This is a genomic window from Nonomuraea sp. NPDC050383 (assembly GCF_044459125.1).
Classification (GTDB): Bacteria; Actinomycetota; Actinomycetes; order Streptosporangiales; family Streptosporangiaceae; genus Nonomuraea.
The window spans coordinates 1-15,107 of the sequence record NZ_JBITIP010000014.1 but is presented as its reverse complement, the minus strand read 5'-3'; the positions used below and the strand labels follow the sequence as shown (position 1 = coordinate 15,107).

Sequence of the window (15,107 nt, the reverse complement as noted above, 5' to 3'; positions counted from 1 at the left end):
AGCTCCGCTCGGTGTTGCTGATGTCCGCGCTCACCGACGGCGACCTCGGCGCCGCGGAGGCCGAGTTCGCCGAGATCGCGCCGGTCAACGACGGCGAGACGGTGCTCGGCGGGGTCTCCATCGTCTCGTTGTGCGCGGCCGAGCTCGCCCTCGCCCGCGGCGAGACGGCCGCCGCGCTGGCGGAATGCCGGCTGGCCGTCCGGCGGGCGCGCGGTCTGCGCCTGCCCGGAGTGCCGGAGGGGGGAGCGACGCCGTGGACGATCATCGCGGAGTCGGTCACCCTGACGGCGTTCGCGTACCACGCCGGGCCGGAGGACGTCCGGTACGGCGAGGAGCTGTTCTCCGCCATGCGCGGCTACGACCTGCTGGACCTGGGCAGCCCCATCCTCGACTACCCACTGTGCGGCTCGTTGCTCTTCGCGCTCGGCGCCTGGGGGCTGCTGCGGGGGGCGATGCCTCCCCGCGACGCGATCGTGCTGCTGGTGCTGGCCGAGCGGTTCGCGTACAACAACAGCATGCCCAGCATGGCCTGGGAGCGGATCGAACCGTACGCGGAGCGGGCCGCGCCCGGGACGATCGCCCTCGTACGGGCCGAGTACGGCGACCGGCGCGGCCCCGAACTGCTCGGCGAGGCGCGGGGTCTCGTCGAGCGGGTCCGCGGCCGCGGCGGGCGCGGGTCACATGTGCCGCTTGTAGCTGCGTACCGACAGCGGGGCGAAGATCGCGATGACGACCACGCACGCCAGGAGCGTCCAGCCCACCTCTCCACTGACGAGGGCGCTGTTGGCCAGGTTGCGGGCGGCCGTGACCAGGTGTGAGACCGGGTTGACCCGTACGAACGCGGCCAGCCAGCCGGGCAGGGTCTCGACGGGGACGAACGCGTTCGACAGGAACGTCAGCGGGAACATGATCATCATGGAGATGCTCTGCACGGCCTGGGCACTCCGGGCGATCGTGCCGACCCAGGTGAAGACCCACGCCAGCGACCAGCCCGTGCAGATCGCCAGCAGGATCGCGGCGAGCACGCCGCCCGCTCCGCCGCCCGGGCGGTAGCCCATCACCAGGCCCATGGCGAAGGTCAGAGTGGCCGCGATCGCGTAGCGCAGCAGGTCGGCCACCATCGGGCCGGCGAGTGGCGCGATCCGGGCGATCGGCAACGACTTGAACCGGTCGAAGACGCCCTTCTCCATGTCCTCGCGCAGTTGCGTGCCCGTGGCCATGCACGTCGTCAGCACGGTCTGGGCGAGGATGCCGGGGATCATCAGCGGGAGGTAGCTCTCCACGTCGCCGGCGATGGCGCCGCCGAAGATGGTGGCGAACATCGCGGTGAACAGGATGGGCTGCAGCGCCACGTCGAAGAACTGCTCCGGGTTGCGGCGCATCTTCTTGAGCGCCCGCCACGCCATCGTCAGGGTCTGGCCGAGGGTCTCCGCCACGGAGACGCGCCGCCGGGCGGCGGCCACGCGGTCGGTGGCCCGGACCGTCTCACGCGCGGGTGCGATCACGGTGCTCATCGGTTCTCCTTCGTGCCGGTCTCGTGGTCCGTCTCGTGGCCCGTGAGGGCGAGGAACACCTCGTCCAGGCTGGGCTTGGCCACGCTCACCGAGGAGATCGACACCCCGGCGGTGCGCAGCGCGATCAGCACGTCCGCGGCCAGGTCGGCCTGGTCGAGGGCGACGTTGAGGCGGCCCTGCTCCGGGCTGAGGATCGGGTCGGAGCCGAGGACGCGCCGCACGACGTCCACGGCGGCGGGCACCTCGCCCGGCTCGGCGAGCAGCAACTGGAGGGTGGAGTTGCCGACCGCGGTCTTCAGCTGGTCGGGGGTGCCCTCGGCGACCTTGCGGCCGTGGTCGATGACCGCGACGCGGTCGGCGAGCTGGTCGGCCTCGTCCAGATACTGCGTGGTCAGCAGCACCGTGCAGCCGTCGGAGACCAGAGCGCGGATGGTGTCCCACATCTGGCCGCGCGTGCGCGGATCGAGCCCGGTGGTCGGCTCGTCGAGGAAGATCAGCGGTGGCCTGGTGATCAGGCTGGCCGCCAGGTCGAGGCGCCGGCGCATGCCGCCGGAGAACTGCGCGATCGGCTTGTCGGCCGCCTTCTCGAGGCCGAACTGGCCCAGCAGCTCGGTGGCGATGCGCCGGGCGCGCGGCGCGGCGACGCCCTGCAGGCGGCCGAACAGCCAGAGGTTCTCGCGGGCGGTCAGGCTCTCGTCGACAGAGGCGTACTGTCCGGTGACGCCGACCAGCTGGCGGATCACGTGCGGGTTGCCGGCCACGTCGACCCCGAAGATCTCGGCGCGGCCCGCGTCGATCGGCAACAGGGTGGCCAGCATCCGTAGGGTGGTGGTCTTGCCGGCGCCGTTCGGGCCGAGGACGCCGAAGATCTCACCGGTGCGTACGTCGAGGTCGATCCCGTCGACGGCGCGGTTCCGGCCGAACGTCTTCACCAGCCCTTCGGTGCGTACGGCCAGATCGGTGCCCCCGCCGGGGGCCGGGCCGCCCCCGGTACGTCCGAGTTCTGTGATGCTCATGGCCTCACTCTCGGCGGCGCCGGTTTCACGGCGCCCTCGACCGGGTTTCACCGGTTTCAGAGAGCTGTCGGCAAGGGCCGGCTGTGGGTCCGGGGGCCGGTCGTGGGGCGGCGCCCGATACGGTTCTCTCATGGAGGTCATGACGCCGCGCGGGCCCGCGTCGGTGCAGGTGGACGATGCCGAGAGGCCCCGGCTGCTGCTCGTGCTGACCCACGGGTCGGCCGGGGGAGTGGACGCGCCCGACCTGCTGGCCGTGCGCGACGCCGCCCTCGCGGCGGGGGCCAGCGTGGCTCGGGTGACGCAGCCGTTCAGGCTCGCCGGGGCCCGCGCTCCGGGCTCGGCGGCCCGGCAGGACGAGGCGTGGTGCGCCGTGCTGGCCGAGCTGCGAGCGAAGGCGCCGGGCCTGCCGCTGGTGCAGGGCGGCCGGAGCAACGGGGCGCGGGTCGCCTGCCGTACCGCCAAGGACGTCGGGGCGGCGGCGGTGGTCGCTCTCGCGTTCCCGCTGCACCCGCCCGGCAAGCCGGAACGCTCCAGAGCCGACGAGCTGCGCGGGGCGGGTGTGGACGTGCTCGTGGTGAACGGGGACCGCGATCCGTTCGGGGTGCCGGACGCCGCCGACGCGGCACGGCTCGTGGTGCTGCCGGGGGAGGGGCACGACCTGAAGAAGGACCCCGCCCGGGTCGGCGAGGTGGTCGCCGACTGGATCATGTCGTACGCCTGACCGGACGTCCGGACGGCCCGCGCACAGGTGGACGGCCCGCGTAGGAGTGGGAGTGGACACTCTGCCCGGTGCAGGACGCCGCGGAGCGGCCGGGTCGCGGGTGTGGCCGGGGTGGTGACCGGGCGGCGCGTGCCCGGTGACCTCAGGCCCGTGACGTCAGAACTATGACTACAGGCCTGGTGACTTCAGGCCCGTGACTTCAGGCCCGTGACGTCAGGACTGTGACTTCAGGACTGTGACGGCAGAACCGTGATGGCAGAACCGTGACCTCGGAGGGCCAGGTCTGGAGGGTCCTGGACGGGAGGACCGTGGTCCGGAGCCGATATCCGGCTCGCCGTGATCTGGAGGGCCGTGCGGCCTCGTCTGGTGCGGCGTGTCGCTCAGGCGGCGCCCACGACGGGGCGGTGCGGGGCGATGGCGGTGCCGCCCGGCAGCAGCTCCCCGGTGTCCTCGAACAGGACCACGCCGTTGCAGAGAAGACTCCACCCCTGTTCGGGGTGGCACGCGACGGTGCGTGCGGCCTCACGGTCGGGCGCCTCGGCGGACGGACAGACCGGGTCGTGCGGGCACATCGGCGTGCCTCCGATATCTCGTGAAAAGCCCCCGTGGCACGGGAGCGGCTCGGGCTGTTGGACCTAGCAAGTGTGCGACGTATGTCACATAATCCGACATAGTCCGTTAGGACTGTTAGAGGAGGATGCGCGGATGGTGTGACCCTCGACACAGCGTGCCTTATGCAGGATAACGGTCCAAGCTCGACACGCCACTAGGTTCGCAACCCTTTGCCCGATCGCTGCGCGAGATCTCGACGAATGCCGCCTTTTCGTGCGGGGACGGCGGCCGGCGAGCGCCGGGCCGCCGGCGGTCAGGGGCGCGCGGCGGGCCGGCGCGGCCCTTCTAGGCGGGCAGGCCCTTGAGCAGCGCGTCCAGGCCCCGCTCGAAGTCGGCGTCGGCGCGCTCGTCGCGGCGTACCCACTCGTCCACCTCGGGGTCGGCCCAGCCCGACTGCTGCACCTCCACCGCGACGCTGCCGAAGACGAAGGCCCGCAGCGTCCGCACCGCCTCGGCGGCGTCGGGCAGGCCCGCCTCGGCGAGCTGGTCCGTCTGCTCCCGGATGGAGATCGCGGTGCCGCCCTTGGGCGGCTTGGTCAGCGCGAGCGCCAGCACGCCCGGGTGGTCGCGCAGCAGCTCGCGGCCGGCCCGGCACCACGCCCGGGCGGTGTCCTGCCACGTCGTCCCGGGCTCGACGTGGATGGCGGTGACGTGCTCGGCCAGCGCGTCCATCAGCGCCTCCTTGCCGAGCGGCAGGTGATGGTAGATGGCCATGGCCTCCACCTGCAGGGCGTCGCCGAGCCGTCGCATGGTGAGCCGGCGCAGGCCCTGCGTGTCGGCGATGTGCAGCGCGGTCTCGATGATGCGCTCACGGGACAGGGGAACGGGCGGCCTCTTGGCGGGCATGCCGTGATCTTACTATGTAAAGGCGGTTGCCGTGATCCGATGACGTGGTGTGTCGCGGAGAGGCGTACCCTTGTCGCGAACAACAGAGCGACTTGCGCGAAGGGGCAGAGCCGATGGCGTTTTTCCGTCCGCGGGTGAGCCGGGAGGCCGAGGTCCGCTACCACGCGGATCTGGAGATCTCCAAGAGCTATCCCGAGCTGCTGGAGAAGGCCAGGCAGGCCGAGCGGACGCTGCGTGAGCTGCGCGCCGCCGACGCGGACGAGGTGGAGCTGCTGGGCGCCGGTCTGGCGTTCGACAAGGCGCTGACCGAGGCGCTGCGGGGAGCCGAGGCGGGGCAGCGGTCCACGTTCGGTGTCCGGGCGTACGACGACCGCATCGCCCGCCGCAAGGCCAAGGCGACGCCCGCGGGGGCGATGTGGACGGCCGAGGTCGACCGGCTGCGCACGCTCCGCGAGGAGAACCGCATGTGGGGCATCCCCCGCATCCCGCGCCCGGTCCCCGCGGTCCGCTAGCGCCCCGTTCCGACGGGTACGGCCGCCACGCAAGGCGGCCCGGCGAGGCGGCCCGGCACCACCGGCCTGGCACCACCGGCCCGGCACCACCGGCCTGTCACTATCGCCCTGTCGCTGCCGGTCCGCACTGCCGGTCCGGCGAGGCAGTCCGGTGGTGCGGGCCGGCGGTTCGGCAGCGCGCGACCCGTTCGTTCCGCGCGTCGGCCCCGGAGGGACCGCTGTCGCGTGCGCGCCGGTCGGCGGCCCTGGCGGCTTCGCCTGCGAGCCGCGCCGCACGCGCTGTCACACCGCGTTGCCCGCCACCCGTTGCGGCGTGATCCGGATCACCACGCGCACCGCTTCCGCAGGCAGCCGAAGGTAATCCTCGCCGGCCCCTTCGCCCTCGTACTTCTCCGCCAGCTCCACCGCCAGCCGCCTGCCCTCGTCCTCGGTGACCGTCGCCACCCCGCGGATCTCGACGTACCTTTCAGGGTCCGAAAGGTCGAACACGCTGAGGCTGGCGCGCGGGTCCCGCTCCAGGTTGACGACCTTGCGCCTTCCGGCCTGGGAGGAGATGACCACGTCGGCGCCGTCGGTGCCGACCCAGACGACCGAGGTCTGCGGACTGCCGTCGGGGTTGAGGGTGGCGAGGACGCCGATGTTGGCGGCGTCGAGGATCTGCTTGGCGGAGTCGCTGAGGGTGACGCTCATGATCGGCAGCTTAACGTCACGCCGCGGTACGGAGGCCAGGAGGAGGAGGACGAGCCCGGCCGCGGGGGCCAGCGCGAGGGCGGCGGAGGGGCCCAGCCCGTCGGCGGCGCGGCCGGCGAGGGACGCCGCCAGCGCCGAACCGGCCGCGCCGGCGGAGTTGTTCCAGGTGAACGCCTGCGTGCGGGCCGCCGGATGGACGGCCTTCTCCGTCAGGACGTTCAGCAGGACGAGGGTGGGCGGCACCGTCGCCTCCGTCACCACCACGGCCGCGCCCAGCCAGAACGCGGAGGGCGCGAGAGGAAGCAGCAGCCCCGTGGCCGTCAGCCACGCGGTGGCGACCACGAGCTGGCGGCCCTCCGGGGCGCGGTGCCGGCGCAGCCCGTAGAGCCAGCCGGAGAGCAGCCCGCTGACGCTGGAGGCGGCCATGATCGGCGCGGCCGCGCCGGGCATGCCGTGTCCGACGGCGTCGCGCGCGGCATGTCCGATGCGCTCGCGGGCGGCGTGTCCGATGCGCTCGCGGGCGGGCGGCGGATCGGTGCGACGCTGGGCGGCCAGCGCTCCTCCACCGCCGATGACCAGGGCAGCGGCGATGGCACTGGCCAGTGTGGAGTCGCCGACCGCGCCGAGCGCGGCGACCAGGACGGGCCCGAGGAGGAAGGCGGTGGCGTTGGCCAGCGACTCCAGGGAGAAGGCAGCGGGTAACTCGGCCCGTTGTTAACGGCGCTGCCATGAAGTACAGGCAAGGGGCGTTAGCCCTGCTCACAGGGCATGAGACTTAACGAGCGCGACGACGGGCGGCGGGGTCGTGCTCGGCGGTGATGCGGGCGGAGGTCTCCTCGCCCAGGCGGATGTAGCGGCCGAGGCTGGCCAGGTGCTGGTGGCGGCTCTTGGCCTGCAGTTCGGGGGCGGTGCGGCCGGCCTCGGCCAGGTGCTGCAGCGCGCTGTGGCGCAACTGGTGCAAGGTCCAGCCCTCGCGGTGCGGGTCCAGATCGGCGGTGGCGGTCTTGAACAGGTACTCGGCGCGGGGGTAGGACAGGCGGCCGCGGCCGGTGACGGGGCAGATGTCGGCGGTGGCGGGGGCGCGTCGCCCGGTGGCGGGGGCGCGGCGGTCGGCCAGGAACACTGGTCCGGCCTGGCGGCCTTGCAGGAGGCGGGGCAGCAGGCGGGCGGTGGCGGTGGCCCAGTGCACGTATTCGATGGCGCCGCCCTTGGAGGTGACGCGGGCGCGGCGCCGCTCCAGGTCGAGGTCGGCGACGTCGAGGGAGAGGATCTCGTCGGCGCGGGCCGCGGTTTCGTACAGCAGCCGCCACAGCAGCCGTTCCCGTAGCGGGTGGCGCTCGTCGGTGAACAGCGTCTCCAGGCGGGCGGCCGGTATGGCACGGTCGCCGCGGCGAACGGCCGGGCGGCGGGTCAGTCGGCGGGCCGGGTTGGTGGCCAGGAGGTCCTGGCGCTGGGCCCAGGTGGTGAAGGAGACCAAGGCGGACAGGTGCCGGTTCCAGGTGGCCGCCGCCGCGGTGTTCCAGCGGTCCATGACCGCGGCGTAGTCCTCGCACGACAGGTCGGCGACGCGCCTGTTTCCGGCCAGGGCGGCCAGGTGGGTGAGGGTCTTGGCGTAGCTGTCGCGGGTGGTCTTGGCGGGCAGACAGGCGAGGAAGCGGTCGATGGCGGCCGTGACGCTGCTGTCCGCGCCGGGGCCGGGCGGGTCGGGGGGCGAGCCGGGGAAGGCGATGACGGGCACGGGGCTTCCTCCTTTCCGCCTCATGTGACAGGTAACGCTACCGAGTGGGCCCGGCTGAGGCGAGGGGTGGGCTGGGCGGACGCGGCCCTCCCGTGATGTTTGTAACAGGTAATGCGAATTCCCTGTGGCAGGCCAGGAAGGCCTCACTCCCACGCCATATCACAGAGAGTGACGAGGCTTTACGTTCAGTATGCATAGCCGTTCAGCAGGAAGGAAAGACCATGCATCTGCCCATCCAATCCGCTCCCGTGCACCGCACCGTCACCGGCGTCCCCTCGGCCGAGCAGGCCGGGGTCGAGCAGTCCGTGTTCCAGTTCGGACACCCGTTCGCCGGGGTCGAGCAGTCCGTGTTCCAGTTCGGACACCCGTTCGCCGGGGTCGAGCAGTCCGTGTACAGCTTGTCTTTCCCGTTCGCCGGTGAGGGCGACGAGTAGCAGCACCGGGTGAATCGGTGAGCGCCCGCCCGGCCCGTTCAACACGGTGGAGGCGGGCGCTCACCCCAGCTGAGACGGCCGATCGACGTGCGATCCACCAAGACGACGGGAGCGGCATGGGCGAGCTGTCGGAGATTGCCGGGCTGGCCGGGCTGTGGAAGATGACCAGGGGCGATGACCGGATTACGGTGGCCGTCATCGATGGCCTGGTCGATGAGAGCCATCCGGCCTTCGCCGGGGTGAAGCTCACGCAGATTCTCGACCTGTGGCCGGGCGGTGAGGCTGCGGGGCGCAAGGCGGCGCATGGCACTGCGGTGGCGAGCGTGCTGGTCGGCGCGCATGACGGCCCCGTCCCGGGGGTCGCGCCGCTCTGCCGGGCGGTCAGCGTGCCGGTGTTCGCCGAAGGGCGGCGCACCGCCCAGCTGGACTTGGCGCGGGCGATCGAGCTGGCCGCCGACGCCGGCGCCCACGTGATCAATATCAGCGGCGGCCAGCTCGCCGATCCGGCCGAAGCCGAGGACGTGCTGGCCCGGGCGGTGCGCCGGTGCGCCGAGCAGGGCGTGCTGGTCGTCGCCGCCGCGGGCAACGACGGCTGCCTGTGCGATCACGTGCCCGCCTCCCTGAGCGGGGTACTGGCGGTCGGCGCCTGCGACTTCCGTGGCAAGCCGCTGCCGAGCAGCAACTTCGGGCCCGGCAGCCGTCGGCAGGGCCTGCTCGCGCCCGGTCACAACATCCGGGTTGCCGTGCCCGGGGACGGCAACGCCCGGATGAGCGGCACCAGCCTGGCCGCCCCGGTCGTGTCCGGGGTGGCGGCGCTGCTGGCCTGCCTGCTGCTGCAGCGCGGCGGCAAACCCGACCCGCTGGCGATCGGCGAGGTGCTGCGTGCCACCGCCGATCCCTGTGACCCCGGCTCCGGGCAGGACATCTCCTCGGATGCCGGACCTGGCACGTCCGACGGCGCCCGGGACGGGGCGTGCATGCGGTACCTGAACGGAACACTCGACATCAAGAAAGCGGTGATTGCTGTGACGACCTCTTCCGCGACCCCCACGGTGCCCTCCTCGGTGACCTCCTCGGCCGGCGCGCCGGATGCCCTGGCCCTGCTGGGGCAGAGCGTCGAGGCCGTCCTGACACCCTCGTGTGAGACCTCTCCCCAGGCCGACGCCGAGACCGGCTGCGGCTGCAGCGCCGCCGGCGGCGCCGATGAGGCCGCGGGCACCGCCATGACGCTGCCGGTGGCGCCCGCGCCGGTGGGCGCCGGCTCACGGACTGGTGCCGGCGTGGTGACCTCCGCCGAGCAGGCCCAGCCCGCCGCGCGGCGGCTGGTGTACGCGCTCGGCTCGCTCGGCTACGACTTCGGCAACGAGGCCCGCCGGGACACCTTCAAGCAGCTCATGCCGGGCGTGGACCTGGCTGGTCAGCACGTGCCCGCCAACCCGTACGACCCCCGCCAGATGGTCGCCTACCTGCGCGACAACCCCTCCGAGGCCACGCCGCTGATCTGGACGCTCAACCTCGACCTGACCCCGATCTACGCCATCGAGCCGGTCGGCGGCTACGGCCCCGGCGTGTATGAGCGGCTGACCGAGTTCCTGGACCGGCAGCTACGGGCCGAGAACGAGGTCGAGTTCGTCGACCGGGTGTCGATCCCCGGCAGCCTGCCCGGCCGCACTGTGAAACTGTTCAACGGCCAGCACGTGCCGGTGATCGAGGTCAACCTGACCCGCGGCCTGTACGGCTGGTCGGTCGCCTCACTGGCCCAGGCGGTGGTGGACTGCGGGGTGCCCGAGCACAACCAGCGCGGCCAAGCCGCCGGCGCAGCCAGCGCAGCCCCGCTGAACGACGCGGTCGCCGACTTCCTCCAGCGCATCTACTACGACCTGCGCAACTTCGGCGCCACCAGCCGCGACCGGGCGCTCAACTACGCCGCCACCAACGCCGTCCAGGTGCGCGAGACCCTCGCCGAAGCGCTCGGCAAGGGCATGGCGCTGCAGAACATCGAAACGGAGAAGAGCCCCTACGGCCGGCCCGATTCCGACTGCTGGGACGTCAAGCTGCGCTTCTTCGACCCCGACAACAGCCGCCGGGCCAAGCGCGTCTACCGCTTCACCATCGACGTCAAGGACGTGCTGCCGGTCACCCTCGGCCCGGTCCGCTCCTGGCCCGAAGCCTGACCCCGCCTCCTCCCAGCAGGCCACCATCCTGGAAAGGTCCAGCCGTGTCCTCGTCGTTCCCGCCGCAAGCGCCGCCGGTGCACCGTGAGCAGCTCATCGACCCCTACACCACCATCGACCTGCAACCGTCCACCCCCGCCCACCAGCAGCGGGTGCAAGCCTGGCTGCTGTTCGCCGCCAACACCGGCGACCCGGCCGCCTTCCGCCTGCCCTCCTACGAGCAGGCCAAGCTGTCAGCCCTGCCCTAACCCCGGCCCACCCCGCCGTCTCACCGTCCCACCGCCCGCGCAAGGAGCAGTCCGCCCGATGCCCCAGCCAGGACCCGCCACGCCGCCGGCCCCGCCCTCCTCATCGGCAGAGCACCGCCGGTGCGAGCAGGACCGGGCGGGCGGCTCCACCCCGCCACCAGCGCCCGCCCGCCACCCCTGCCAGGCCGTGCCCGGCATCACCAGCCTGCACCGGCACACCCGGGGCGATCCGCACGTGGTGATCGGCGTCGTCGACGGCCCGCCGGACACCTCCCACCCGTGCCTGGACGGAGCCGGGCTGCACGTCCTGCCCACCTGGTGGGAGCCACCCACCTCATACGAGCCGTGGCTGGTCGAGCACGGCACCTGGACCGCGAGCGTGCTGGCCGGCCGGCCCAGCAGCATCCTGCCCGGCCTGGCCCCTCAGTGCCGCGTCCTGTTCGTCTGCCCGCCCGCCGGCCAGGACGACCCGTCGCATCCGATCTCAGCCGCCCGCGCCGTCGAGGAGCTCACCGAAGCCGGCGCCGCCATCATCCAGGTCACTCCCGCCTTCCACACCGCCTCCGACGACGCCGACCCGATGCTGAAACGCGCCATCGCCCACGCCATCGAGGCGGGCGTTCTGGTCACCGCCCCGGCCGGCAACGACAACGGCGCGAGCAGTATCGCCCCGGCCATCCTGCCCGGCGTCCTCGCTGTGGGCGCGCACCGCGCCGACGGCCACATGTTCTTTTTCAGCAACCACGGCCCCGCCTACCACGGGCACGGGCTGACCACCCTCGGCGAGGCCGTCTACGGCGCCCACCCCGACGGCGGGATCAAAGCGCAGAAGGGCACCTGCGTGGCCGTCGCCCTGGTCACCGGCATCGCCGCGCTGCTGGTCAGCCTGCAACGCCACCTCGGCCAGGCTCCGCACCCGCAGGCCGTAGGCGACGCGCTGCTGGCCACCACGCGCCCCTGCACCAGCCGTCAGGCCCACGGCCAGCCCGAGCGCTGCCTGAACGGCTACCTCGACCTGCCCGCCGCCGCGGCCCGGCTCTTTCCAGGCCTACCGCCGCTCACGCACCCCCAGTGAGCTCGGCGAACGCGCTGCGGACAGGTGGACGGGCTCACTCCTGCCCGTCGGCCGGTGGTGAGGGTACCGGCGGGCCGGTCAGATCCAGCCGGCGATCCCGCCGCAACTGCACGGTGCCGTACGGCGTCATGTTCGTGGTGAACAGCGGGGTCAGGCCGCGCCGGTCGACGTCGGTGAGCACCTGGTCACACTCGGGCTCGGCGACAGTGTCTGGAATCATGAGGAGATTGATGTAGCCGAGGCTACTCTGCAAGATCATCAAGCAGAGCATGGCCAGCTCCTGCTCCTCACGCCGGTTGGAGGCAAACTCCCCGCGCTTGCCGAACCTAATGTAGTCGTTGACTCCGTTGTAGTTCTCCACCACGTTCAGCCCCGACTCGGTCTCTTCGCCGAGTAGGCCGGATGGGTGGTCTCACCTTGAAAACGCCGTAGCAGCGCCTCGGTGGAGGCGGTGCCCTGCCGGATCGCGGTGGCGTAGCGGATCATCATGTCGTAGTTGTTCTCGATCAGCTCGGGCCGGATCGGCCGGGTCAGCGCCGGCCGCAGCAGCGGGTAGGCGAAGCGATCGCCCCTGCCGGGCAGGTACAGCTTCATCACGTTGATCTGCTTGAACCGGGCGATGAGGTCGAAGTTCAACAGCCGGGTGATGCCGAACCCGATGAGCGTGGCTCCATGGGAGTCGACGTAGTTGGTCTCCACGTTCATGTTCGTCTCGTGCAGCATCGCGCCGGACGTCTCGACCGTCCAGTAGATCAGCACACCCCGCTTGGCCCTTTTGTACCGGGAGTGGTACTCGGTGAAGATGTTCTGATCGAAGGCGGAGAAGTGGGTGGAGTCCGAGGCCACTGCGGTAGTGCCCTCGCCCCACAGCCAGCCCTGGCGCGCGGCGAAGGCGGCGTTGGCGATCGTCTTGGCGATGGCGCGTTTCAGCATCGGGTCGGCGTCGTCGGAGGCGGTGTGGAAGGCGGGAGTGACCTGGATGATGGCGGCGCCGGCTTCGGTGAGCTCCTCGACGGCGCGGGCGGGCTCCGGCAAGGGCGTATCAGGTGGGCTCATCCCCGTGTGGCCGCGCGGCCGCGGCGTGGGCTGCCTCGGCCGGGTCTCTGGGCGCCGGCCTGAATGCCGCGGAGGGCCGCCCGCCCAGTTCCAGGCGGGCGCGGGCATGACGAAAGCCCCGCGGAGAGGCGGGGCTTTCGGGGTGCGTCGGGTGGTGGCCTGACCGGGTGGGCGGCCTGACCGGCTGTCGTCAGCGCGTGACGGCGGGCGGCACGCCGCAGGGGGTCAGCTGGCCCAGTCGAGCAGCGGGCGGGTGTTGCTCGGGTGGCGCAGCTTGGACAGCGACTCCTTCTCGAGCTGGCGGATGCGCTCCCGGGTCAGCCCCAGGTGCTTGCCGATCTCGTCCAGGGTGTGCGGCTTGCCGTCCACCAGGCCGAACCGCAGCGCCATGATCTTCGACTCGCGCGGCGAGAGGTTGTCGAGGACGCCCCGCAGCTGGTCGCCCAGCAGCTGGCGGTCGACGATCTCGGACGCCTCGGGGGAGTCGACGTCCTCGATGAGGTCGCCGATCGTGGTCTCGCCGTCCTCACCGATCGTCGCGTTCAACGAGATCGGCTGGCGGCTGGTGCGCAGCAGCTCCTCGATCTGGTCGGGCGTCTTGTCCAGCTCCTTGGCCAGCTCCTCGGGCGTGGGCTCGCGGCCCAGGCGCTGGTGCATGTCGCGCTCGATGCGCGACAGCTTGGACAGCATCTCCAGCACGTGGACCGGCAGCCGGATCGTCCGCGCCGAGTCGGCGAAGCCGCGCTGTATGGCCTGGCGGATCCACCACATGGCGTACGTGGAGAACTTGAAGCCCTTGGTGTAGTCGAACTTCTCGACCGCCCTGATGAGGCCCAGGTTGCCCTCCTGGACCACGTCGAGCAGCGACATGCCGCGGTCGGTGTACTTCTTGGCGACCGAGACGACCAGCCGGAGGTTGGCCTCCAGCATGTGGTCCTTGGCGTCCCTGCCGTCCTGGACTACCAGGTCGAGGTCGTCGCGGGCGGCGGGGGACAGGGTCGGGTCGGTCTCCAGCTTGTACTCGGCGTACAGGCCGGCCTCGATGCGCCGGGCCAGCTCGACCTCCTGGGCGGCGGTCAGCAGCGTGCGGCGGCCGATCGACTTGAGGTACGTGTGGACCGAGTCGCCCATGACCGACTGGGTGTCGTCGAGGTCGATGACCTCGTTCTCCAGCTCGGGCTCCTCGGAGCCCATGGCGAGGGCGTCGGGGTCCGGCTCGGCGTCGGCGGACGCCTGGACCTCCGGGGCGGCCTTCACCGCGGGCCCGGTGGTGGAGCCGCCCGCGGACCTGCCGGTGGATCGGGTCGTGGACCTACCGGTGGACCTGCCGGTGGATCCGCTGGGCTTCGCGGAGACGGGCGCGTCGTCGGCGGGGGAGTCGGCCGAGGGAACGGCCGAGATGTCGGTCTTGGACTCGGCGACGCCGGAGCCGGTAGACTTCGGCTTGGCCGGGCGCTTGGTCGTGGTCTTCCTCGCGGTCGTGCGGGCGGGCCTGCCGAGGGACGGCTCGTCCTCCGCGGCCAGGCTGACACCCGCCTCGGTGAGCTCGCGCAGGATCGACCGGCCTTCGGCAGGATTGATCCCGGCCTCGGCGAACGCGTGACGCAGTTCCGCGAGAGAAAGGTGACCCTGTCCTCGCCCTCGGTCAAGGAGCTGGTCGAGGGTCGCGGGTGGGGTCGCCACGGCGGTTCGGGGCATGAGGACACCTCCTCCATACGGAGTCAAAGCAATCAGGCAGATTGTGGTGGGGCGGCACGTGCCGCTCGGCGCACCAGTATCAATAACGCGATTTGCCGTTATTTGTTCCCGTTGGGACGAAAAGGGGCGGACCGCCTCTTCGGCGGCCCACCCCGCGTACGGATGCCGGGCGGGCGGCTAGTAGCCGCTGACCTGGCCCGGGTCGCCGTCGGGGGTCACTCCTGAGGGGCCCTCGGTGACCTTCCCGGGCTCGCCCTCGGGCATCGGCATGGGCTCGGCGCCCTCCATGCGCTCGTCGGTCCAGTAGTCGAGGACCGCGTCGGGGTCGGGGTTCACATCCTTGGACACCACCACGTCGGGCGTGGACTCCGGAGAGGCCGACTCCCCGGCGAGCTCGGCCACGCGGGAACCGTCCACCTCCATCACCGCCCTGGTCTCCTTGGCGACCTGTTCGAGCCTGCCCGCCGAGGCGGCCGCCGCGACCGAGACGCCGCCGACGACGATGACGCCGACGACCACCGCGGATGCCCACATCTTGCGGGTCTGATCCATGAAGGCTCCCTCCTTGCTCTTCCCCACTATGACGCACCGGCTGCTCGTCAGGTTCCTGGGAGCGGTCCGTCGCAGGTGAAGAGGCCGCACGCGACCGGCCGGGCACAGTCGGACGGGGCGGGCGTGTCCTAGAGCCTGTTTTGTGGATCTCATGTGAGCCATAGCAACAGGCAGACGATGGTGACACTTGCCTGGTAGTGAACGGCGAGCTTGTCGTAGCG

General features: G+C 71.8%; 15 protein-coding genes and 1 pseudogene. 7 read left to right on the top strand and 9 right to left on the bottom strand.

The window, feature by feature from the left end:
• Window positions 1-677 precede the first annotated feature (677 nt).
• Together ACIBG4_RS29845 and ACIBG4_RS29840 are read right to left on the bottom strand one after the other, a co-directional pair.
• Complete coding sequence (locus ACIBG4_RS29845) at window positions 678-1,514, bottom strand: ABC transporter permease (protein WP_397204645.1); 837 nt, start codon at window positions 1,512-1,514, stop codon at window positions 678-680.
• Window positions 1,511-2,530: an ATP-binding cassette domain-containing protein gene (locus ACIBG4_RS29840; protein ID WP_397204644.1), complete on the bottom strand. Its 1,020-nt coding sequence runs from the start codon at window positions 2,528-2,530 to the stop codon at window positions 1,511-1,513. The genes ACIBG4_RS29845 and ACIBG4_RS29840 overlap by 4 nt, the downstream gene beginning before the upstream one ends.
• 130 nt (window positions 2,531-2,660) lie before the next feature.
• Here ACIBG4_RS29840 and ACIBG4_RS29835 point away from each other — a divergent pair, with 130 nt between their 5' ends.
• Window positions 2,661-3,251 (top strand): alpha/beta family hydrolase, encoded by a 591-nt coding sequence (locus ACIBG4_RS29835; protein WP_397204643.1) that lies wholly within the window; start codon window positions 2,661-2,663, stop codon window positions 3,249-3,251.
• A gap of 380 nt (window positions 3,252-3,631) precedes the next feature.
• Here ACIBG4_RS29835 and ACIBG4_RS29830 read toward each other — a convergent pair whose 3' ends face one another.
• Both ACIBG4_RS29830 and ACIBG4_RS29825 read right to left on the bottom strand, forming a co-directional pair.
• Entirely contained in the window at window positions 3,632-3,823 is a 192-nt protein-coding gene (locus ACIBG4_RS29830) for a DUF5999 family protein (protein ID WP_175590377.1), read from the bottom strand.
• A 325-nt stretch (window positions 3,824-4,148) separates the two neighbouring features.
• Entirely contained in the window at window positions 4,149-4,709 is a 561-nt protein-coding gene (locus tag ACIBG4_RS29825; protein WP_397204642.1) for a TetR/AcrR family transcriptional regulator C-terminal domain-containing protein, read from the bottom strand.
• 113 nt (window positions 4,710-4,822) lie between these two features.
• On the opposite strand from ACIBG4_RS29825, the gene ACIBG4_RS29820 reads away from it, so the two are divergent.
• On the top strand, window positions 4,823-5,221 hold the full coding sequence (locus ACIBG4_RS29820; RefSeq protein ID WP_310709868.1) for a hypothetical protein: 399 nt from the start codon (window positions 4,823-4,825) through the stop codon (window positions 5,219-5,221).
• A 282-nt stretch (window positions 5,222-5,503) separates the two neighbouring features.
• On the opposite strand, the gene ACIBG4_RS29815 is transcribed toward ACIBG4_RS29820, so the two are convergent.
• Window positions 5,504-6,361 carry a PPOX class F420-dependent oxidoreductase gene (locus ACIBG4_RS29815; RefSeq protein ID WP_397204641.1) on the bottom strand — a complete coding sequence of 286 codons (858 nt, stop codon included), beginning with the start codon at window positions 6,359-6,361 and terminating at the stop codon, window positions 5,504-5,506.
• A gap of 3 nt (window positions 6,362-6,364) precedes the next feature.
• Here ACIBG4_RS29815 and ACIBG4_RS29810 point away from each other — a divergent pair, with 3 nt between their 5' ends.
• On the top strand, window positions 6,365-6,613 hold the full coding sequence (locus ACIBG4_RS29810) for a hypothetical protein (RefSeq protein WP_397204640.1): 249 nt from the start codon (window positions 6,365-6,367) through the stop codon (window positions 6,611-6,613).
• Window positions 6,614-6,686: 73 nt separating this feature from the next.
• On the opposite strand, the gene ACIBG4_RS29805 is transcribed toward ACIBG4_RS29810, so the two are convergent.
• A complete protein-coding gene (locus tag ACIBG4_RS29805) occupies window positions 6,687-7,649 on the bottom strand; it encodes a tyrosine-type recombinase/integrase (RefSeq protein WP_397204639.1) in 963 nt (320 codons plus the stop codon).
• A gap of 221 nt (window positions 7,650-7,870) precedes the next feature.
• On the opposite strand from ACIBG4_RS29805, the gene ACIBG4_RS29800 reads away from it, so the two are divergent.
• The 4 genes from ACIBG4_RS29800 (at window position 7,871) to ACIBG4_RS29785 (ending at window position 11,580) form a co-directional block, all read left to right on the top strand.
• Window positions 7,871-8,083 carry a hypothetical protein gene (locus tag ACIBG4_RS29800; RefSeq protein WP_397204638.1) on the top strand — a complete coding sequence of 71 codons (213 nt, stop codon included), beginning with the start codon at window positions 7,871-7,873 and terminating at the stop codon, window positions 8,081-8,083.
• 116 nt (window positions 8,084-8,199) lie between these two features.
• On the top strand, window positions 8,200-10,257 hold the full coding sequence (locus ACIBG4_RS29795; protein WP_397204637.1) for a PatA/PatG family cyanobactin maturation protease: 2,058 nt from the start codon (window positions 8,200-8,202) through the stop codon (window positions 10,255-10,257).
• Window positions 10,258-10,301: 44 nt separating this feature from the next.
• Entirely contained in the window at window positions 10,302-10,505 is a 204-nt protein-coding gene (locus ACIBG4_RS29790) for a hypothetical protein (RefSeq protein WP_310717428.1), read from the top strand.
• Window positions 10,506-10,563: 58 nt separating this feature from the next.
• Window positions 10,564-11,580, top strand: a complete 1,017-nt coding sequence (locus tag ACIBG4_RS29785; RefSeq protein ID WP_397204636.1) for a S8 family serine peptidase — start codon at window positions 10,564-10,566, stop codon at window positions 11,578-11,580.
• A gap of 34 nt (window positions 11,581-11,614) precedes the next feature.
• Here ACIBG4_RS29785 and ACIBG4_RS29780 read toward each other — a convergent pair.
• The 3 genes and pseudogenes from ACIBG4_RS29780 to ACIBG4_RS29770 all read right to left on the bottom strand — a co-directional run bounded on the left by ACIBG4_RS29780 (window position 11,615) and on the right by ACIBG4_RS29770 (window position 14,886).
• A pseudogene (locus tag ACIBG4_RS29780) lies at window positions 11,615-12,513 on the bottom strand (Tn3 family transposase).
• Between the two features lie 348 nt (window positions 12,514-12,861).
• Complete coding sequence (locus ACIBG4_RS29775; protein ID WP_397204635.1) at window positions 12,862-14,334, bottom strand: RNA polymerase sigma factor; 1,473 nt, start codon at window positions 14,332-14,334, stop codon at window positions 12,862-12,864.
• Window positions 14,335-14,511: 177 nt separating this feature from the next.
• The gene (locus ACIBG4_RS29770; RefSeq protein WP_310709863.1) at window positions 14,512-14,886 is read right to left on the bottom strand and encodes a hypothetical protein; all 375 of its coding nucleotides are present in this window, start codon (window positions 14,884-14,886) and stop codon (window positions 14,512-14,514) included.
• Window positions 14,887-15,107: the final 221 nt, after the last annotated feature.